Annotated in this window: 15 protein-coding genes; 4 read left to right on the top strand and 11 right to left on the bottom strand. The window is 60.9% G+C overall.

The annotated features are described in order from the left end of the window. Positions 1-310: 310 nt before the first annotated feature. The 6 genes from VFB05_RS30115 to eno form a co-directional block, all read right to left on the bottom strand. Entirely contained in the window at positions 311-628 is a 318-nt protein-coding gene (locus VFB05_RS30115; protein WP_325019437.1) for a septum formation initiator family protein, read from the bottom strand. A gap of 236 nt (positions 629-864) precedes the next feature. Beyond that, on the bottom strand, positions 865-1422 hold the full coding sequence (locus VFB05_RS30110; RefSeq protein ID WP_325019434.1) for an NADPH-dependent FMN reductase: 558 nt from the start codon (positions 1420-1422) through the stop codon (positions 865-867). 181 nt (positions 1423-1603) lie between these two features. Continuing rightward, entirely contained in the window at positions 1604-2602 is a 999-nt protein-coding gene (locus VFB05_RS30105; protein WP_325019432.1) for an MBL fold metallo-hydrolase, read from the bottom strand. A gap of 176 nt (positions 2603-2778) precedes the next feature. Beyond that, complete coding sequence (locus VFB05_RS30100) at positions 2779-3168, bottom strand: MAPEG family protein (RefSeq protein WP_325019430.1); 390 nt, start codon at positions 3166-3168, stop codon at positions 2779-2781. A 71-nt stretch (positions 3169-3239) separates the two neighbouring features. After that, positions 3240-4379, bottom strand: coding sequence for a zinc-binding dehydrogenase (locus tag VFB05_RS30095; protein ID WP_325019428.1), 1140 nt, complete (start codon positions 4377-4379; stop codon positions 3240-3242). Positions 4380-4461: 82 nt separating this feature from the next. Next, a complete protein-coding gene (eno, locus tag VFB05_RS30090) occupies positions 4462-5745 on the bottom strand; it encodes a phosphopyruvate hydratase (RefSeq protein ID WP_325019427.1) in 1284 nt (427 codons plus the stop codon). Positions 5746-5877: 132 nt separating this feature from the next. Between eno and queF the strand changes: the two genes are divergently transcribed. The 4 genes from queF to VFB05_RS30070 all read left to right on the top strand — a co-directional run bounded on the left by queF (position 5878) and on the right by VFB05_RS30070 (position 9263). Continuing rightward, the gene (queF, locus tag VFB05_RS30085; protein WP_325019425.1) at positions 5878-6366 is read left to right on the top strand and encodes a preQ(1) synthase; all 489 of its coding nucleotides are present in this window, start codon (positions 5878-5880) and stop codon (positions 6364-6366) included. Positions 6367-6417: 51 nt separating this feature from the next. After that, the gene (locus VFB05_RS30080; protein ID WP_325019423.1) at positions 6418-7209 is read left to right on the top strand and encodes a dienelactone hydrolase family protein; all 792 of its coding nucleotides are present in this window, start codon (positions 6418-6420) and stop codon (positions 7207-7209) included. Between the two features lie 120 nt (positions 7210-7329). Further along, entirely contained in the window at positions 7330-8382 is a 1053-nt protein-coding gene (locus VFB05_RS30075; protein ID WP_325019421.1) for a YeiH family protein, read from the top strand. Between the two features lie 5 nt (positions 8383-8387). Continuing rightward, on the top strand, positions 8388-9263 hold the full coding sequence (locus VFB05_RS30070) for a LysR family transcriptional regulator (protein ID WP_325019419.1): 876 nt from the start codon (positions 8388-8390) through the stop codon (positions 9261-9263). Here VFB05_RS30070 and VFB05_RS30065 read toward each other — a convergent pair. From VFB05_RS30065 to VFB05_RS30045, 5 genes are all read right to left on the bottom strand, one after another. Next, positions 9247-10467 carry an MFS transporter gene (locus VFB05_RS30065; protein ID WP_325019417.1) on the bottom strand — a complete coding sequence of 407 codons (1221 nt, stop codon included), beginning with the start codon at positions 10465-10467 and terminating at the stop codon, positions 9247-9249. The two genes, VFB05_RS30070 and VFB05_RS30065, sit on opposite strands and share 17 nt — an antisense overlap. Positions 10468-10511: 44 nt before the next feature. Next, entirely contained in the window at positions 10512-11354 is an 843-nt protein-coding gene (kdsA, locus tag VFB05_RS30060; protein ID WP_325019415.1) for a 3-deoxy-8-phosphooctulonate synthase, read from the bottom strand. A gap of 59 nt (positions 11355-11413) precedes the next feature. Then, positions 11414-12259, bottom strand: coding sequence for a VOC family protein (locus VFB05_RS30055; RefSeq protein WP_325019412.1), 846 nt, complete (start codon positions 12257-12259; stop codon positions 11414-11416). A gap of 49 nt (positions 12260-12308) precedes the next feature. Beyond that, positions 12309-12635, bottom strand: coding sequence for an NIPSNAP family protein (locus tag VFB05_RS30050; RefSeq protein WP_325019410.1), 327 nt, complete (start codon positions 12633-12635; stop codon positions 12309-12311). 83 nt (positions 12636-12718) lie between these two features. Next, entirely contained in the window at positions 12719-14350 is a 1632-nt protein-coding gene (locus VFB05_RS30045; protein WP_325019408.1) for a CTP synthase, read from the bottom strand. Between the last annotated feature and the right edge of the window lie 143 nt (positions 14351-14493).

Raw genomic sequence — 14493 nt, 5'->3', positions numbered from 1 at the left:
TTCTCTAGCCCAACTCAAACCGCCATGAAAGGATTTGCAAGCCGGAAATGCCGCGCCATGCCGCAGTGCAATGCGGCACGACATTTTCGAAATCTATTCGGTGCGAATTTGTAATTTGACGACCAGTGGCATTCGTTACGCCACTAGTATCGCCGATCTGAAGTCCCTGCACCACAAGCGGCGAACTCGATCAGGGACTTCAGATCGATAGAGCGGTACGTACTAGAATCAATAAGTTGAGTAGCCCATGACTTTTCGAAGTTCGTGACGGTGGGTGCTGCGATGGAGCACGAACTTCGAAAAGTGGGCACTAGTTCGGATTGGTCATCCGAACGAGGTCGTGCGGGTTGACATAGTCGAGCTGGTAGCGCGCGCGCTCGTCGAGCATGTCCGGATCAAGCCGGTCGGATCGGAGCAGCGAGACGCGCTGTTCGCCCTCACTGCGCTCTTTTTTCAGACGCGCCAGTTCGGCCGTCAGCGCGATGATTTCCTGATCGAGCTCCTGGCGCGCATTCAGCCCATATTTTCCGGTATAGGCGTTGACGCCGAAGTAGCCAATCATTCCCGCGGCCATCGTATAGAGGGCAACACCGGTGAGAAATGATTTGAGGCGCCTGCGGGAAACCATGGCTTAGTGGCCCGATTCTAACATTCGCATTCCCTCGCAGCGACCACCTTTGCGAATGTTAGAATCAAGGGGCCACCAGCAAATATGGGATTCCAGTGGAGTTTCGGATTTGACGTTCGCGTACGAACCCGCGGCCGGCGGGTTGCGAATGTCAAATCCACTCCACCGGGAACATGCGCCTGCCGGGTTAAAGGAGTGCTAAGCACTCCCTTGAAATCCTGAACGGTTGCGAAACCCTATGCGCTCTGTTTCTGGACGAAGGCTGCGAAGGCGTCGATGTATTGCTGAAGCACCTTTTGCAGGGATTCCTTGGTGAGGTTGCCCTTCTCGTCGAAGGCGTCGCCCACGGCGTTCAGATAGGTCTCGGGCTGGCCCATGATCGTACCGGAAATGCCCGGCAGGATGTTCTGCAAGCTCTTGGCTGCATTGACGCCGCCCAGCGGCCCCGGCGAGTTGCTGACGATGCCGGTCGGCTTGCCGAGGAACGAGCTCTTGCCGTAGGGCCGCGAGGCGACATCGATGGCGTTCTTGAGCACGCCGGGAATGGCGCGGTTATATTCGGGCGTCACAAAGATCACGCCATCCGACTTCTGAATCTTCTCGCGGAACGCCAGCCAGTCGGCCGGCGGGTTGGCTTCCAGGTCCTGGTTGAAAAACGAAATGCCGTGCGGCGTGACGACCTCGAGCTTCAGCGTCGGTGGCGCGAGCTTGGCCAGCGCATTGGCGATCTTGAGCGAAAAACTCTCCTTGCGGAGGCTGCCGACGATGACGAGGACGTGGTGCGGACTGGACATGTGCTTTCCTTCGGAATGGGCGACGCGGTGGGCGATTTCGCCGCCAACCTAGCGTGGTTCGCAAAAGATGCAAGTGCATGAAATAGGCGGATCGAACCAACTCGTTCAAGAATTCGTTTCCGAACAAAAAACCAGGCCGCGTTTTAGAGCGGCCTGGTTGCCAGACTTCAGGAAAATCCGCTCAGAGAACCGGATTGAAGGCGACCGGAACGAGCCGATAGCCGTTGCCATCCTTCTCGACGTGACCGACCGCGGGGAACGGGAAGTGGAAGCCGACCACTGTCGCCTTCTCTGCCACAGCCATGTCATAGAACTTGTGACGGGTCTTTTGCGCCATATCCGGATCGGCGTCATAGGCGACGTGCCAATCCGGGTTGCGCAGGAAGAATTCGGGAATATTGGTCACGTCCGCCGAGATCAGGATCTTCGAACCGCCCGAGGCCAACGCGAACGAAGTGTGTCCCGGCGTATGGCCGGGCGTAGCGATCGACGTGAGACCCGGCACGACTTCCTTGTCCCAATCGTACTTCGTCACCTTCTTTTCGATGCCGGTGTAGATCTTTTTCACGTTGGCGAAGTAGTTCTTCATCATCTGGTTGGATTCGGCTTTGGCGGCGTTCTCCTCGCTCGTCCAGAAATCCCAGTCCTTCGCCGGCACCATGATCTCGGCATTCGGGAACGCCATTGAATTGTCGGCGGCGCGGATGCCATTGGTGTGGTCCGGGTGCAAGTGAGACATCAGGACAATATCGATGCTCTTGGGATCGACACCGGCCGCCGCGAGATTTTGCATCAGGCGGCCTGCCTGACCCTTGGTGGCGTCAAAGGCCGAGATGCCGTTGCCGCAGTCGAGCAGGACCAGCTTGCCGCCTGTGTTGATGAGCTGCGGATTGAATGGCACCGTCACCATGCCCTTTGGCATGTAAGCGGCTTCCGCAGCAGCGATCGCCTGGTCCTTGCTGACATTGGTCACCCATGTGTCAGGCAGCGGGAACGTGCGCGCGCCATCGTTGATCGAGGTGCATTCGATGCTGCCGACCTTGTAGCGATAGAACCCAGGCGCCTGCGTGGCAGCCGCAGGCGCGGCGGCCTTGGCTTGCTGTGAGGCGAGCGGAAGGACGGAAGCGGCGCCGATTGCGGCGGCTCCGGCCAACAGATCACGGCGGTTCAGTTCATTCATGGGCTTCCCCTCTAAGACTTTGTTTTCATGATTTTCGGTGGCAATTGCGGCCGCGAATGTTCCCTCCTCGCCGAGCAAAGGCAAGTCAATTTGACGTACCCGGGTACGACTTTAGACCGGGCTGCGCAGACAACCCGGCTTCAACGACCCTTGTGAGACCCTTGCGAGATCGGCTGCTACAGAAGCTGCCAGAACAGGCCGAGGATCGCGATATAGCCCACCGTGAAGCTCAGCGTCCGGAGATAGGGAATGCCGAACCAAAAGACGACGGCGTGAACCAAGCGAGCCCAGAAGAAGACCATCGACCAAAAGGCCGTCGTGGCATTGGCCTTGCCCGCGAGGTGAATGATGATTACCAGCGCAGCGAACGGCGCGAAGGCCTCGACCGCATTCAGGTGCGCGCGGCTCGCCCGCATGCCCCACAACGGGACCTTCCGCGGCGTCGGGTCAATGTATTCCTGTGGCGACAGGTTGCCGTTGGTCATGACCTGGCATGCGATGTAGGGAATCCATAACGACGCCGTCAGGATGGCTGTAAAGGCTAGGTATTTCAGATCCGTGGACATGAACGTCTCCCCCTGTTTGAAAATACTCCCCGATAACTCCTTGATTTCCTGTTCAATTCACTCGAACGCAATCAACCCTTGCTGGGGTTGATCAGGTACTTCTCACCGGTTGCGCGCTTGCCATAGACCGCAAGATGAGAGAGCTGCAGCGCCTCCTGCAAGGAGACGACCTGCGTGTAGTGGCTCGCAAATGTAGTCTTGAGCTCCGAAGCCACGCGCTGGCGAAGCTTCATGCCATCGGCCGGACCGATCTTCATCAGGAACGGAAACAGCAGCCAGCCGCCGACGCCCCAAATCATTCCGAACGACCGGGTCAGTTCGGTCGGGCCCGGATCGAGCATGCCGTAAATATAAACCTGCTTGTGCACGTTGGAGCCATAGCGGCTGTAGACCTTGGCGGTCTTGTTGATCGCCGCTTCCATGCAGGTGAGGATTTGTCCCGCAAGCTTGCCGCCGCCAATCGCGTCAAAGGCGATGGTCGCACCGGTTTCGGAGAGCGCCTCGGTCAGATCGTTCATGAACGTCGGCGACTTGGAGTCGACGACGTATTTCGCGCCGATCTTGCGCAGGATGTCGGCCTGCTCGGAGCTGCGAACGATATTGACCAAATCGACACCGTCCTTGAGGCAGATCTTGTTGAGCATCTGGCCGAGATTGGAAGCGGCGGCCGTGTGCACCAACGCCTTGTGACCCTCGCGCCGCATCGTTTCGACCATGCCGAGCGCGGTCAGCGGATTGACGAACCAGGAAGCGCCGTCTGCCGCCGTGGTGCCTTCCGGAAGCGGCATGCAATCGCCTGCCTTGATCGTTCGGTATTGCGAGTACATCGCGCCGCCGATCATCGAGACGGTCTTGCCCAAAAGCGCCTTGGCGCTTTCCGACGATCCGGTCCTGATGACGACGCCGGCGCCCTCGTTACCGACCGGCATGGATTGGTCGAGCCTTCCTGCCATCGCCCGCATGGCCGCGTCGGGCACGCGCGCCCTGATGACCGGCGCGTCTTTGGTGCCGGCCGCTTTCGCAGTGCTCATATCGGCTGCACCGACCAGCAGGCCGAGGTCGGACGGATTGATCGGCGTTGCCTCGACCCGCACCACGACCTCGTCGGTCGCCGGCTCCGGTGTTGGAATTTCGACCAGCGAAATCTCGAGCTCGCCGCTCTTCTTGATCAGCGAGCGAAGTTGCAGCCCGCTTTTGCCATCGGCGCTCATGACGTCCTCCCGTTAATGTCTGTTGCGCCGATGATCCCGCGCTGGCCAGGAAACGCAAGCCCTTTGGTTGCGTCTGTTTGCTTCAGGCCAGCGCCTTGAGGGCCGCACGCCCCGCATATTTCGCCTGATTGCCCAGTTCCTGCTCGATCCGCAGCAATTGATTGTACTTGGCGGTGCGGTCCGAGCGCGCCAGCGAGCCGGTCTTGATCTGTCCGCAATTGGTGGCGACCGCGAGGTCGGAGATCGTGGAATCCTCGGTCTCGCCGGACCGATGCGACATCACGGCGGTGTAGCCGGCCTTGTAGGCCATCTCGACCGCCGAGAGCGTCTCCGTCAGCGTCCCGATCTGGTTGACCTTGACCAGAATGGAATTGGCGCGGCCGTTCTTGATGCCATCCGCCAGCCGCGTCACATTGGTGACAAACAGGTCGTCGCCGACGAGCTGGCATTTGTCGCCGATCAGATCGGTCAATTCCTTCCAGCCCTCCATATCGTCTTCCGACATGCCGTCTTCGATCGAAACGATCGGATAGCGCGACGCAAGGTCGGCGAGATACCTCGCCTGTTCGGAGCGCGAGCGAGACTTGTTTTCGCCGCCATAGACGTAAGCACCCTCTTTGAAAAACTCGGTCGCCGCGCAGTCGAGCGCCAGCATGACGTCACCGCCTGCCTTGTAACCAGCCTTGCCGATCGCGCCCATGACGAACTCGAGCGCCGCATCCGCCGACGGCAGGTTCGGAGCGAAACCGCCCTCATCGCCGACATTGGTGTTGTGGCCGGCCTTCTTCAGCTCGGATCGCAGCGTGTGGAAGATCTCCGAGCCGCAGCGCAGCGCATCGGCAAAGGTCGGAGCGCCGACCGGCATGATCATGAATTCCTGGAAGTCGATCGGGTTGTCAGCGTGCACGCCGCCATTGATGATGTTCATCATCGGCACCGGCAAGGTTCGCGCCGAGGTGCCGCCGACATAACGATAGAGCGGCATGTCGAAGGATGCCGCAGCAGCCTTGGCACAAGCGAGCGAGACGCCGAGGATCGCATTGGCGCCGAGCCGGCTCTTGTTGGCAGTGCCGTCGAGATCGATCATGATCTGGTCGATCTGGACCTGCTGCTCGACCGAGATATCAGAGAGCGCGTCAAAGATTTCGCCATTGACGGCCGCGACCGCCTTTTGCACGCCCTTGCCGAGATAGCGCGCCTTGTCGCCATCGCGCAGTTCGACGGCCTCATGCGCGCCGGTCGAGGCGCCGGACGGCACGGCGGCACGGCCGTAGGATCCGTCTTCCAGCACGACGTCAACTTCAACCGTGGGATTGCCGCGGCTGTCGAGGATTTCGCGGCCGATGATGTCGACGATGGCGGTCATGAGTGCCTCTCGAGAAAGGGTGGCTTAAAGGGTTCGGGCAGCTTCTACAGCAAGCCAATCCGGCGGAAAAGGTTGCGTTGGCGGTGACGGGAAAAAGCGAATTGGCTAAAAGGTGCGCAACGGAGACTGAATATGTCCAGGAAGCCATCAAAGCCCCCAAAATCCGCAACCTTGCCGTCCAACTTGCAGCTCGGACGCGCCGTCGAATGGCCATCGACGCCCGAGGCGGCCCGCCTCGACCGCGTGCCGAATCCGCAAAAGGACACCAATTATGTGGTGCGATTTACCGCACCGGAATTCACCTCGTTATGTCCGGTCACTGGCCAGCCCGATTTCGCGCACCTCGTCATTGATTACGTCCCCGGCCAGTGGCTGCTGGAATCGAAATCGCTCAAGCTCTATGTCGCAAGCTTCCGCAACCACGGCGCCTTCCATGAGGATTGCACTGTCATGTTCGGCAAACGCATCGCGGCCGAGATCAAGCCGAAGTGGCTCCGGATCGGTGGTTACTGGTATCCGCGCGGCGGCATTCCGATCGACGTGTTCTGGCAGACCGGCAGATTGCCGAAGGGAATGTGGATTCCGGATCAGGGCGTTGCGTCCTATCGCGGCCGCGGATGAAAAGCCTTCAGATGGTGTTTTGTTGAACTGACAGCTCGACAAGGTGGCGACATGGAATTGACGTCCGACATCGCCGATTTCACCAGACGCGACATCAAGCTGCTCGAGAAGACCAAACCGGTGCTGGTGACGGGGACACGCGGTCCCGCTGTCATCGTCATCCACGAAATCTACGGCTTTACGCCCACGCTGGCGCGCTTTTGCCGCTGGGTGCGCGAGGCAGGTTTTCGCGTTTATGCCCCGATCCTGTTCGGCACGCCCGACGCGGGCAATGCGGACGAGCCCTCCAATACACGGGTTGCTTTCCTTTGCACCTCGCGCGAATTCACGATCCTGCGCGCCAACCGATCGAGCCCCGTGACGGACTGGCTGCGTGCGCTGGCGCGCCTTGCGCAACAGGAGTGCGGGAGTCCCGGAGTAGGCGTTATCGGCATGTGCGTCACCGGCGGCTTTGCGTTGTCAATGGCGCTTGATCCGGTCGTGCTGGCGCCGGTTCTCGCCCAACCCGCCGTGCCGGCGCTTTCTCCTGCCGCGCTGGACATGGCTCCTGCCGATGTCGAGCAGGTGGTGGCCCGGACGCGACAGGGGTTGAAGCTGCGCGGCTATCGTTTCGCCGGCGATGAATTGTGCAAGGCGCCGCGCTTTGCAACGCTGCGCCGCACGTTTGGCGACGCCTTCGCCGGAACGGAATTGCCCGACAGCGCCGGCAATCCAAAAGGCTTTTTGGCGCGCGGAAAACCTCCGCATTCGGTCTTCACAGGCGATCTGATCGACGCGCCGGGCGAGCCGACCCGCGTAGCGGTTGACGAGGTGATTGCGTTTTTTCGCGAGGCTTTGCAGTAGGCCGACTGGCACCGGCGCCCGAGCAAAACATCAATAAAATCGATTGATCTTACCGATATAATCTGTTGGATTGAACGATCGAATGCATCGATATGTGTTGGGCAACTTCAGGAGCCCAACATGTCCCATTCCGCACCGTCGATCGCGTCCAATGCCGATCTCATCAAGCCGTATGTCAGACCCGTCCGCGCCATCCTTCCAGGACTCCTAATGGCCTCCGTCGTCTCTGCATCAGCCTATGGCTTGCGCCAACTACCGGGAATGACGGCCTTCAGCCCGCTGATCCTGGCGATCATGATCGGCACGGTCTTCCACAATCTCGTCGGCACGCCTGCGACCGCCAAACAAGGCGTCGCCTTCAGCATGCGGCGTCTGCTCCGTTTCGGCATCGTTCTGCTTGGCTTCCAACTCACCGTCAGCCAGATCGTTGACGTGGGGCATCGCGATTTCCTCATCATCACAGCGACACTCGCAACGACTTTCGTCTTCACGGTCTGGACTGGAAGGTTGCTCGGCGTCGAGCGCAAGCTCGCGCAACTGATCGCCGCTGGCACCTCGATTTGCGGCGCATCGGCTGTCATCGCCGTCAATACCGTGACCAACGGCGATGACGAGGACGTCGCTTATGCAATCGCCTGCGTGACGATCTTCGGATCGGTTGCGATGTTCGCCTACCCACTTCTGCCCGCGCTGCTGCATCTCGATCCGCACGCGTTCGGACTATGGAGCGGCGCGTCGATTCACGAGATCGCACAGGTGGTCGCGGCAGCTTTCCAAAATGGCAAGGCGGCCGGAGAATTCGGCACGATCGCCAAACTCTCACGTGTGATGCTGCTGGCGCCCGTTGTCATCATGCTCGGATGGATGGCCTCCCGCCGCCAAGCCCAACGCAACCCGGCCGCAACCGCCTCGCCGCGTCCGCCCATGCCCTGGTTCGTGCTCGGCTTCGTTGCCGTGGTCGGACTCAACAGCCTGATCACGATCCCGGCTGCGGAACGGGCTCAGATTGCTGCCGTGACAACCTTCCTGCTTTCCGTCGCGCTGGCGGCGATGGGATTGGAAACCGACGTCCGCAGGCTCACCGCCCGTGGCGTTCGGCCGGCGCTGCTGGGTACGCTGGCTTTCCTCTTCATCGCAAGCTTCAGCTTCGCCTTGATCAAATTTTTTGGATAACGACGATGACCCTCGAACAGCTTCGCATCTTTGTTGCGGTCGCGGAAAAACAGCATGTGACGCGGGCGGCCAGCGAGTTGAACCTCACCCAATCGGCAACGAGCGCTGCGATCGCAGCGCTCGAAGCGCGTTACGGCATCAAGCTGTTTGATCGCATCGGCCGCGGCATCGCGCTGACGCAGACCGGAAAGGATTTCCTTGTCGAGGCCCGTGCCGTGCTCGCGCGCGCCAAGGATGCTACGCAGGTCCTCAATGACCTCGCCGGCTTGAAGCGCGGCTCGCTTTCCATCGCAGCAAGCCAGACCGTTGGCAATTACTGGCTACCCCGGCGACTCCAGACATTTCACGCAGCCTATCCCGGCATTGATCTGCGGCTTGCGATCGCCAACACCGAGCAAGTCGCGCGGATGGTGATCGAGGGCAGCGCAGATCTTGGCATTGTCGAAGGCGACGTCGATGAAAGCCTTCTGACGGTCAGCAAGATCGACGGCGATTGCCTGATCCTCGCCGTTGGCGCCAAACATCCGTGGGCCGTCCGGACAAAGGTGTCCGCCAAGGATTTGCCGGCGACGCCGTGGATACTGCGCGAACGGGGGTCCGGTACCCGTTCGATGTTCGAGGCGGCGCTCCGGCAAAACGGACTTAAACTGTCTGATCTTCGGATTGCGCTGGAGCTTCCCTCCAACGAAGCCGTGCGCTCGGCAGTTGAAGCCGGCGACGGAGCGACCGCCGTCTCCGATCTGGTCGCCGCGCCATCGATCGCGGCCAAAACCCTGCATCGCGTTCGGTTCGATCTGCCGCGCCGATCATTCTACATCCTGCGCCACCGGGACCGGCACATCAGCCGCGCCGAAGACACGCTGCTTAGATCGCTCCGCTAGCGGTCTTGCCGGCGTCGGCCGGCGGTCGCGGCCTCAGCAGCCGCGCACAGGCAAAGCCGAGCGCGGTGATGATGGCGGCGCTCGTCAGCAGGGTCGCCATCTTGCCAGCAGTTTGAATGCCGAAGCCGTAGGCAATCGGACCGACGGTCTGGCCCATGAAGAAGAAGAACGAGTGCAGCGCTAAGGCCGTGGCGCGGGCCTCCACCGACAGCTCGCTTGCAAAGACCTGCAGGCAGCCGTGGATCATGTAGAAGCCCCACCCCATGAACAGCAGGCACGCGATCTGGATCTTCCAGCCTGGACCGAAGGCAATGGCCGCAAGCTGCAGGCCGACCAGCGCGGCGCCTGAGATCATCATGCCGTTGACGCCAAGCCGCGGCAGAAAGCGCGAGACCGTCATCGTGTAGAACAACCCGCCGACCGCAAAACCCGCGATCACGATGCCGGCGATCGAGAGCGAGGTTTCACCGAGGTCGAACAGAAACGACGCGATATAGGGAAACAGCCCGAGCACGCAGCAACCTTCGATGAAGACCGCGGCGTAACATAGCGCATTCGGGTTGCTGAAGATCGTACGATAGCCGTGACGAAGCGCCCTAAGGCTGGTTTTGGGTGAGTGGGTAATCGCCGCGCCGCGGAAGCCGGCCGCGACTGCAACCGACGCTGCAACCACGAGACAGCCGAGGATCGCAAGCACGCCACGCCAGCCGAGAAAATCGCCGATCACGCCCGAAAACGATGCGCCCAAGAGATTACCGGTCATCGAACCCGCGAGCGTGCGGCCGATCGCGACCTGGCGTTTTTCGGGCCCGACGAGATCGCTGGTGAGGCTCAGCGCAACGGGAAACACGCCGCCGGAGCCGACGCCGGCGAGAATGCGGGTGGCAAACAGAAGCGGAAAGGATGTGGTCAGGGAGCCGAGGACGTTGGCTAGTCCCAGAATGACCAGGCAGGCGATCATCAGGCGAACCTTGCCGAAGAGATCGGCAGCCGCGCCCAGCACCGGCTGAACCACAGCAAAGGTGAAGGCAAACACCGCCGCAAAACTCGCGGCTGTCGCAATGCTGATTTGAAACTCACCGGCAATGTGCGGCAGCACCGGATCGAGCGCTCGGGCCGAAAGGCTGGCCGCAAAGGTTGCGATCGCGATGATGTTGATCGCGGGCGGCATGCGATCATGCGGCCGCGGCGGAATCTCCGGCATCAGCGCGTCACGTGCTTCTCAGACATTCTTATTGGCCATGCTTTTCAGCCGTTCTTGGCAACCTTGTCGAAAGCCATCAGGGTTTTCACGAGGCCTTCGAAATCGCGCAGCGGCACCATGTTCGGCCCATCGGATGGCGCATGGTCCGGATCCGGATGGGTTTCGATGAAGACGCCGGCGACGCCGACCGCAACGGCTGCCCGTGCCAGCACGGAGACGAACTCGCGCTCGCCACCGGACGACGTCCCCTTGCCGCCGGGCTGCTGCACCGAATGGGTTGCATCGAAGATCACGGGCGCACCGGTCGTGCGCGCCATGATCGGCAGCGAGCGCATGTCGGACACCAGCGTGTTGTAGCCGAACGAGGCGCCGCGCTCGGTCACAAGCACCTTTGCGTTGCCGCTTCCTGTGATCTTGGCGACGACATTGGCCATGTCCCACGGCGCCAGGAACTGTCCCTTCTTGACGTTGACGACCTTTCCAGTGGCGGCCGCAGCCAGCAGCAAATCGGTTTGCCGGCACAGGAAGGCCGGGATCTGCAAGACGTCGACGGCTTGCGCCACTTCGGCGCATTGGCTGGCTTCATGCACGTCGGTCAGCACCGGCAGTCCCACCGACGAGCGTATTTCGGCGAAGATCGGCAAAGCCTGCGCAAGGCCGATGCCACGTGCGGCTGACGCGCTAGTACGGTTGGCCTTGTCGAAGGAGGTCTTGTAGACGAGGCCAATCTTGAGGCGATCGGCGATGTCCTTCAGCGCAGACGCCACTTCGAGTCCATGCGCGCGGCTCTCGAGCTGGCACGGCCCGGCGATGATCGACATCGGCAAATGATTGCCGAATCTGGCCGGGCCAACGTCAACGATCTCTGCAGCGGAGGTGGCGCTCAATGGTCAGGTCCTGTTTGGCCGCGACCATGCCGGGCGATGGCTGATCGATCAACCCACTTTTAGGGCTTTGCGGCTTCGAATATCAGGGTTGCGCCAAAGGCGACGTCCGGCGGCACAATCAGCCGCTCCCCATGGCGCCGAACAGCCACTCCATTTCGCCGGTGCAAGGCCTCTGTTTCCGCCAGGTCCGCAACAGTAAAGCGCATGGCGCTCAGCGTGATCCCCTCGCCTTCAGCCGTGACCGAGACACCGAAGCGATCGCGGAGTGCTGACGGCTCTAGGACCTCGATCTCTCCATTCTTGGTGAGCGCAACGATGCCGCCCACCAGCGAGTCAGCTTCGTCCCCCGTGTACGCCTTGAGAAAATCCCAGTGACGGGCAGGATGATTGGCGATCAACACGATGCCGGGAACGCGTTGTGCGCCGTTGGCGTGGGCCTGGAACGCCGGATTCCAGAAATTTTCGGGATAATGATGTTGGCACGCGGCAAAGCGGAGGTCAGGCGAATTCGGCACAGCCGCAAAAGCCAGTGAGAAAGCAAGCTTGACCGTGCTGCCGTCGGGCCTTTTCCCTTCGCGCGCGAACTCGAACACGTCGAACGCGCCGATACCGCTTGCCTCGAACGCCCGCGCATCGGCTTTGGCATCGCGGCTATTGAGCAGCAACATCGAAAAGCCCTCGTGCCGCGCGAGGAACTCCTGACTGAAGGCCCCGAACGAGAAAAAGCGCGGCCCGTGGGGCACGATCTTATCGGGTTCGGCGACCTCCAGAATTTCGATGTAGCAATTCTTCAACTGCACGATGCGGTTATGCGTGCCCCAGGGATGGCGATTGCGTCCGCTCACTATGAACCCGGCGCGGAGATAGAATTCCGCCGCCGCGTCCACGTCGCGCACCGCATGCACGATATGATCAAGTCCATGGGGCATGGTGATACCGTATGCCGTGCCCGCGTTACTTCACCGACGAGAACGCGGTCGGCACGAGCAGTTGATTGACGATGTTGCCGACGATCTGGCCATCGGCCTCGGTCTTGGCGCGCGCCTCGATCCACTCCGGGTCGCTTTGGAACGCCGCCCACTTCTTCTCCCGCTCGGCAAGCGATTCCCATGCGAGCAGATAGGTCAACTCCTGATTGGATTCGCCGACCAGCGTGGTGAAAAACCCGGCCTGACGAATGCCGTGCTTTTCCCAAAGTTTCAGCGTGATGGTTTCAAAGCGTTTCAGCAGTGCGGGCAATCGGCCCGGCACACAGCGGTAGACGCGCGTTTCGTAGATCATCAAGCACTCCCTTTGACCTTGCTTTTGGCGGGGAGCGTCTTTTCGCAACAATCAGTGCGGCCGTCAAAGGCGGCCGACGCAGGTCACACCAGCCGCGACTGCACCATCGCCGCCTCGATGAACGAGGCAAACAGCGGATGCGGCTCGAATGGCCGGGATTTCAGCTCGGGATGGAATTGCACGCCGATGAACCAAGGATGGTCCTCGTATTCGACGATCTCCGGCAGGATGCCGTCTGGCGACAGCCCGGAGAAACGCAATCCCTGCTGCTCGAGCCGGTCCTTGTAGGCGGTATTGACTTCATAGCGATGACGATGGCGCTCCGAAATTTCGGTGGCGCCGCCATAGACCGCCGAGACACGGCTGCCACGCCGCAAGCTTGCCGGATAGGCGCCAAGCCGCATCGTTCCGCCGAGATCGCCGTTCTTCGACCGCTTTTCCAGCTCATTGCCGCGCAGCCATTCGGTCATCAGGCCGACAACGGGCTGTGACGTCGGTCCGAACTCCGTCGAATTGGCATCCGCGATGCCGACCAGATTGCGTACGGCTTCGATGACCGCCATCTGCATGCCGAAGCAAATGCCGAAATACGGCACGTTGCGCTCGCGCGCGAACTGCGCCGCCTTGATCTTGCCCTCGGCGCCGCGCTGGCCGAAGCCGCCGGGAACGAGGATGCCGTTGACGTGCTCGAGGAACGGCGCCGGATCCTCGTTCTCGAAAACCTCGCTCTCGATCCAATCGAGGTTGACCTTCACCTTGTTGGCGATGCCACCGTGCGATAGCGCCTCGATCAGCGACTTATAGGCGTCCTTCATGCCGGTGTACTTGCCGACAATGGCGATGGTCACCTGGCCTTCCGGATTTCGGACCCGTTCGTTGATGACGTTCCAGCTTTGCAGCGCGGGCGGAATTTTCGAGGTAATGCCGAACGCCGCCAGCACCTCGTCGTCGAGGCCGGCGGCATGATAGGCCTCCGGCACGGCGTAGATGTTGTCGACGTCGCGGGCCTCGATCACGGCGCTCTCGCGCACATTGCAGAACAGGCCGAGCTTGCGACGTTCCTCTTTCGGAATCGGGCGATCGGTGCGGCAGAGCAGGATATCGGGCTGGATGCCGATCGACCGCAGCTCCTTGACCGAGTGCTGGGTCGGCTTGGTCTTGAGTTCGCCCGCGCTTGGAATGAACGGCAACAGCGTCAGGTGAATGTAGATCGCGTGGTCGCGCGGCAAGTCGTTCTTGACCTGCCGGATCGCCTCGAAGAACGGCAGGCCTTCGATGTCGCCGACGGTTCCGCCGATCTCGCACAGCACGAAATCGAAGTCGTCGTTGCTGTCGAGAATGAAATCCTTGATCGCGTTGGTGACGTGCGGGATCACCTGGATGGTCGCGCCGAGATAATCGCCGCGCCGCTCCTTGGTGATGATGTCCTGATAGATGCGCCCGGTGGTGATGCTGTCGGCCTTGGTCGCCGGACGCCCCGTGAAGCGCTCATAGTGGCCGAGATCGAGATCGGTCTCGGCGCCGTCGTCCGTCACAAACACTTCGCCGTGCTGATAGGGCGACATCGTGCCGGGATCGAGATTGAGATAGGGATCGAGCTTTCGCAGCCGAACCTTGTAGCCACGCGCCTGCAGCAGCGCGCCAAGAGCCGCCGATGCCAGACCTTTTCCGAGCGAGGAAACCACGCCGCCGGTGATGAAGATGTACCGCGCCATGGGACTTAACCTTTAAGGCCACTGCTCCGATTCGCCAAAACGAAAAGGTTCATTGCCGCGAAATTCTCCCGGCCTGTGGGTGACGCCAAAATTAAAGAGATATCAGTGCCTTGATATAGGCTTCTGATACAGCGTGGTAGAGG

The organism is Bradyrhizobium sp., assembly GCF_035652035.1.
Classification (GTDB): domain Bacteria; phylum Pseudomonadota; class Alphaproteobacteria; order Rhizobiales; family Xanthobacteraceae; genus Bradyrhizobium.
The sequence above is the reverse complement of the archived record's forward strand: the minus strand, read 5'-3'. Positions and strand labels throughout refer to the sequence as shown.

Excerpts from the sequence above, each read along its gene's own strand:
- VFB05_RS30115 (WP_325019437.1), bottom strand. The coding sequence starts at position 628 with ATGGTTTCCCGCAGGCGCCTCAAATCATTTCTCACCGGTGTTGCCCTC.
- VFB05_RS30110 (WP_325019434.1), bottom strand. The coding sequence starts at position 1,422 with ATGTCCAGTCCGCACCACGTCCTCGTCATCGTCGGCAGCCTCCGCAAG.
- VFB05_RS30105 (WP_325019432.1), bottom strand. The coding sequence starts at position 2,602 with ATGAATGAACTGAACCGCCGTGATCTGTTGGCCGGAGCCGCCGCAATC.
- VFB05_RS30100 (WP_325019430.1), bottom strand. The coding sequence starts at position 3,168 with ATGTCCACGGATCTGAAATACCTAGCCTTTACAGCCATCCTGACGGCG.
- VFB05_RS30095 (WP_325019428.1), bottom strand. The coding sequence starts at position 4,379 with ATGAGCGCCGATGGCAAAAGCGGGCTGCAACTTCGCTCGCTGATCAAG.
- eno (WP_325019427.1), bottom strand. The coding sequence starts at position 5,745 with ATGACCGCCATCGTCGACATCATCGGCCGCGAAATCCTCGACAGCCGC.
- queF (WP_325019425.1), top strand. The coding sequence starts at position 5,878 with ATGTCCAGGAAGCCATCAAAGCCCCCAAAATCCGCAACCTTGCCGTCC.
- VFB05_RS30080 (WP_325019423.1), top strand. The coding sequence starts at position 6,418 with ATGGAATTGACGTCCGACATCGCCGATTTCACCAGACGCGACATCAAG.
- VFB05_RS30075 (WP_325019421.1), top strand. The coding sequence starts at position 7,330 with ATGTCCCATTCCGCACCGTCGATCGCGTCCAATGCCGATCTCATCAAG.
- VFB05_RS30070 (WP_325019419.1), top strand. The coding sequence starts at position 8,388 with ATGACCCTCGAACAGCTTCGCATCTTTGTTGCGGTCGCGGAAAAACAG.
- VFB05_RS30065 (WP_325019417.1), bottom strand. The coding sequence starts at position 10,467 with ATGCCGGAGATTCCGCCGCGGCCGCATGATCGCATGCCGCCCGCGATC.
- VFB05_RS30050 (WP_325019410.1), bottom strand. The coding sequence starts at position 12,635 with ATGATCTACGAAACGCGCGTCTACCGCTGTGTGCCGGGCCGATTGCCC.
- VFB05_RS30045 (WP_325019408.1), bottom strand. The coding sequence starts at position 14,350 with ATGGCGCGGTACATCTTCATCACCGGCGGCGTGGTTTCCTCGCTCGGA.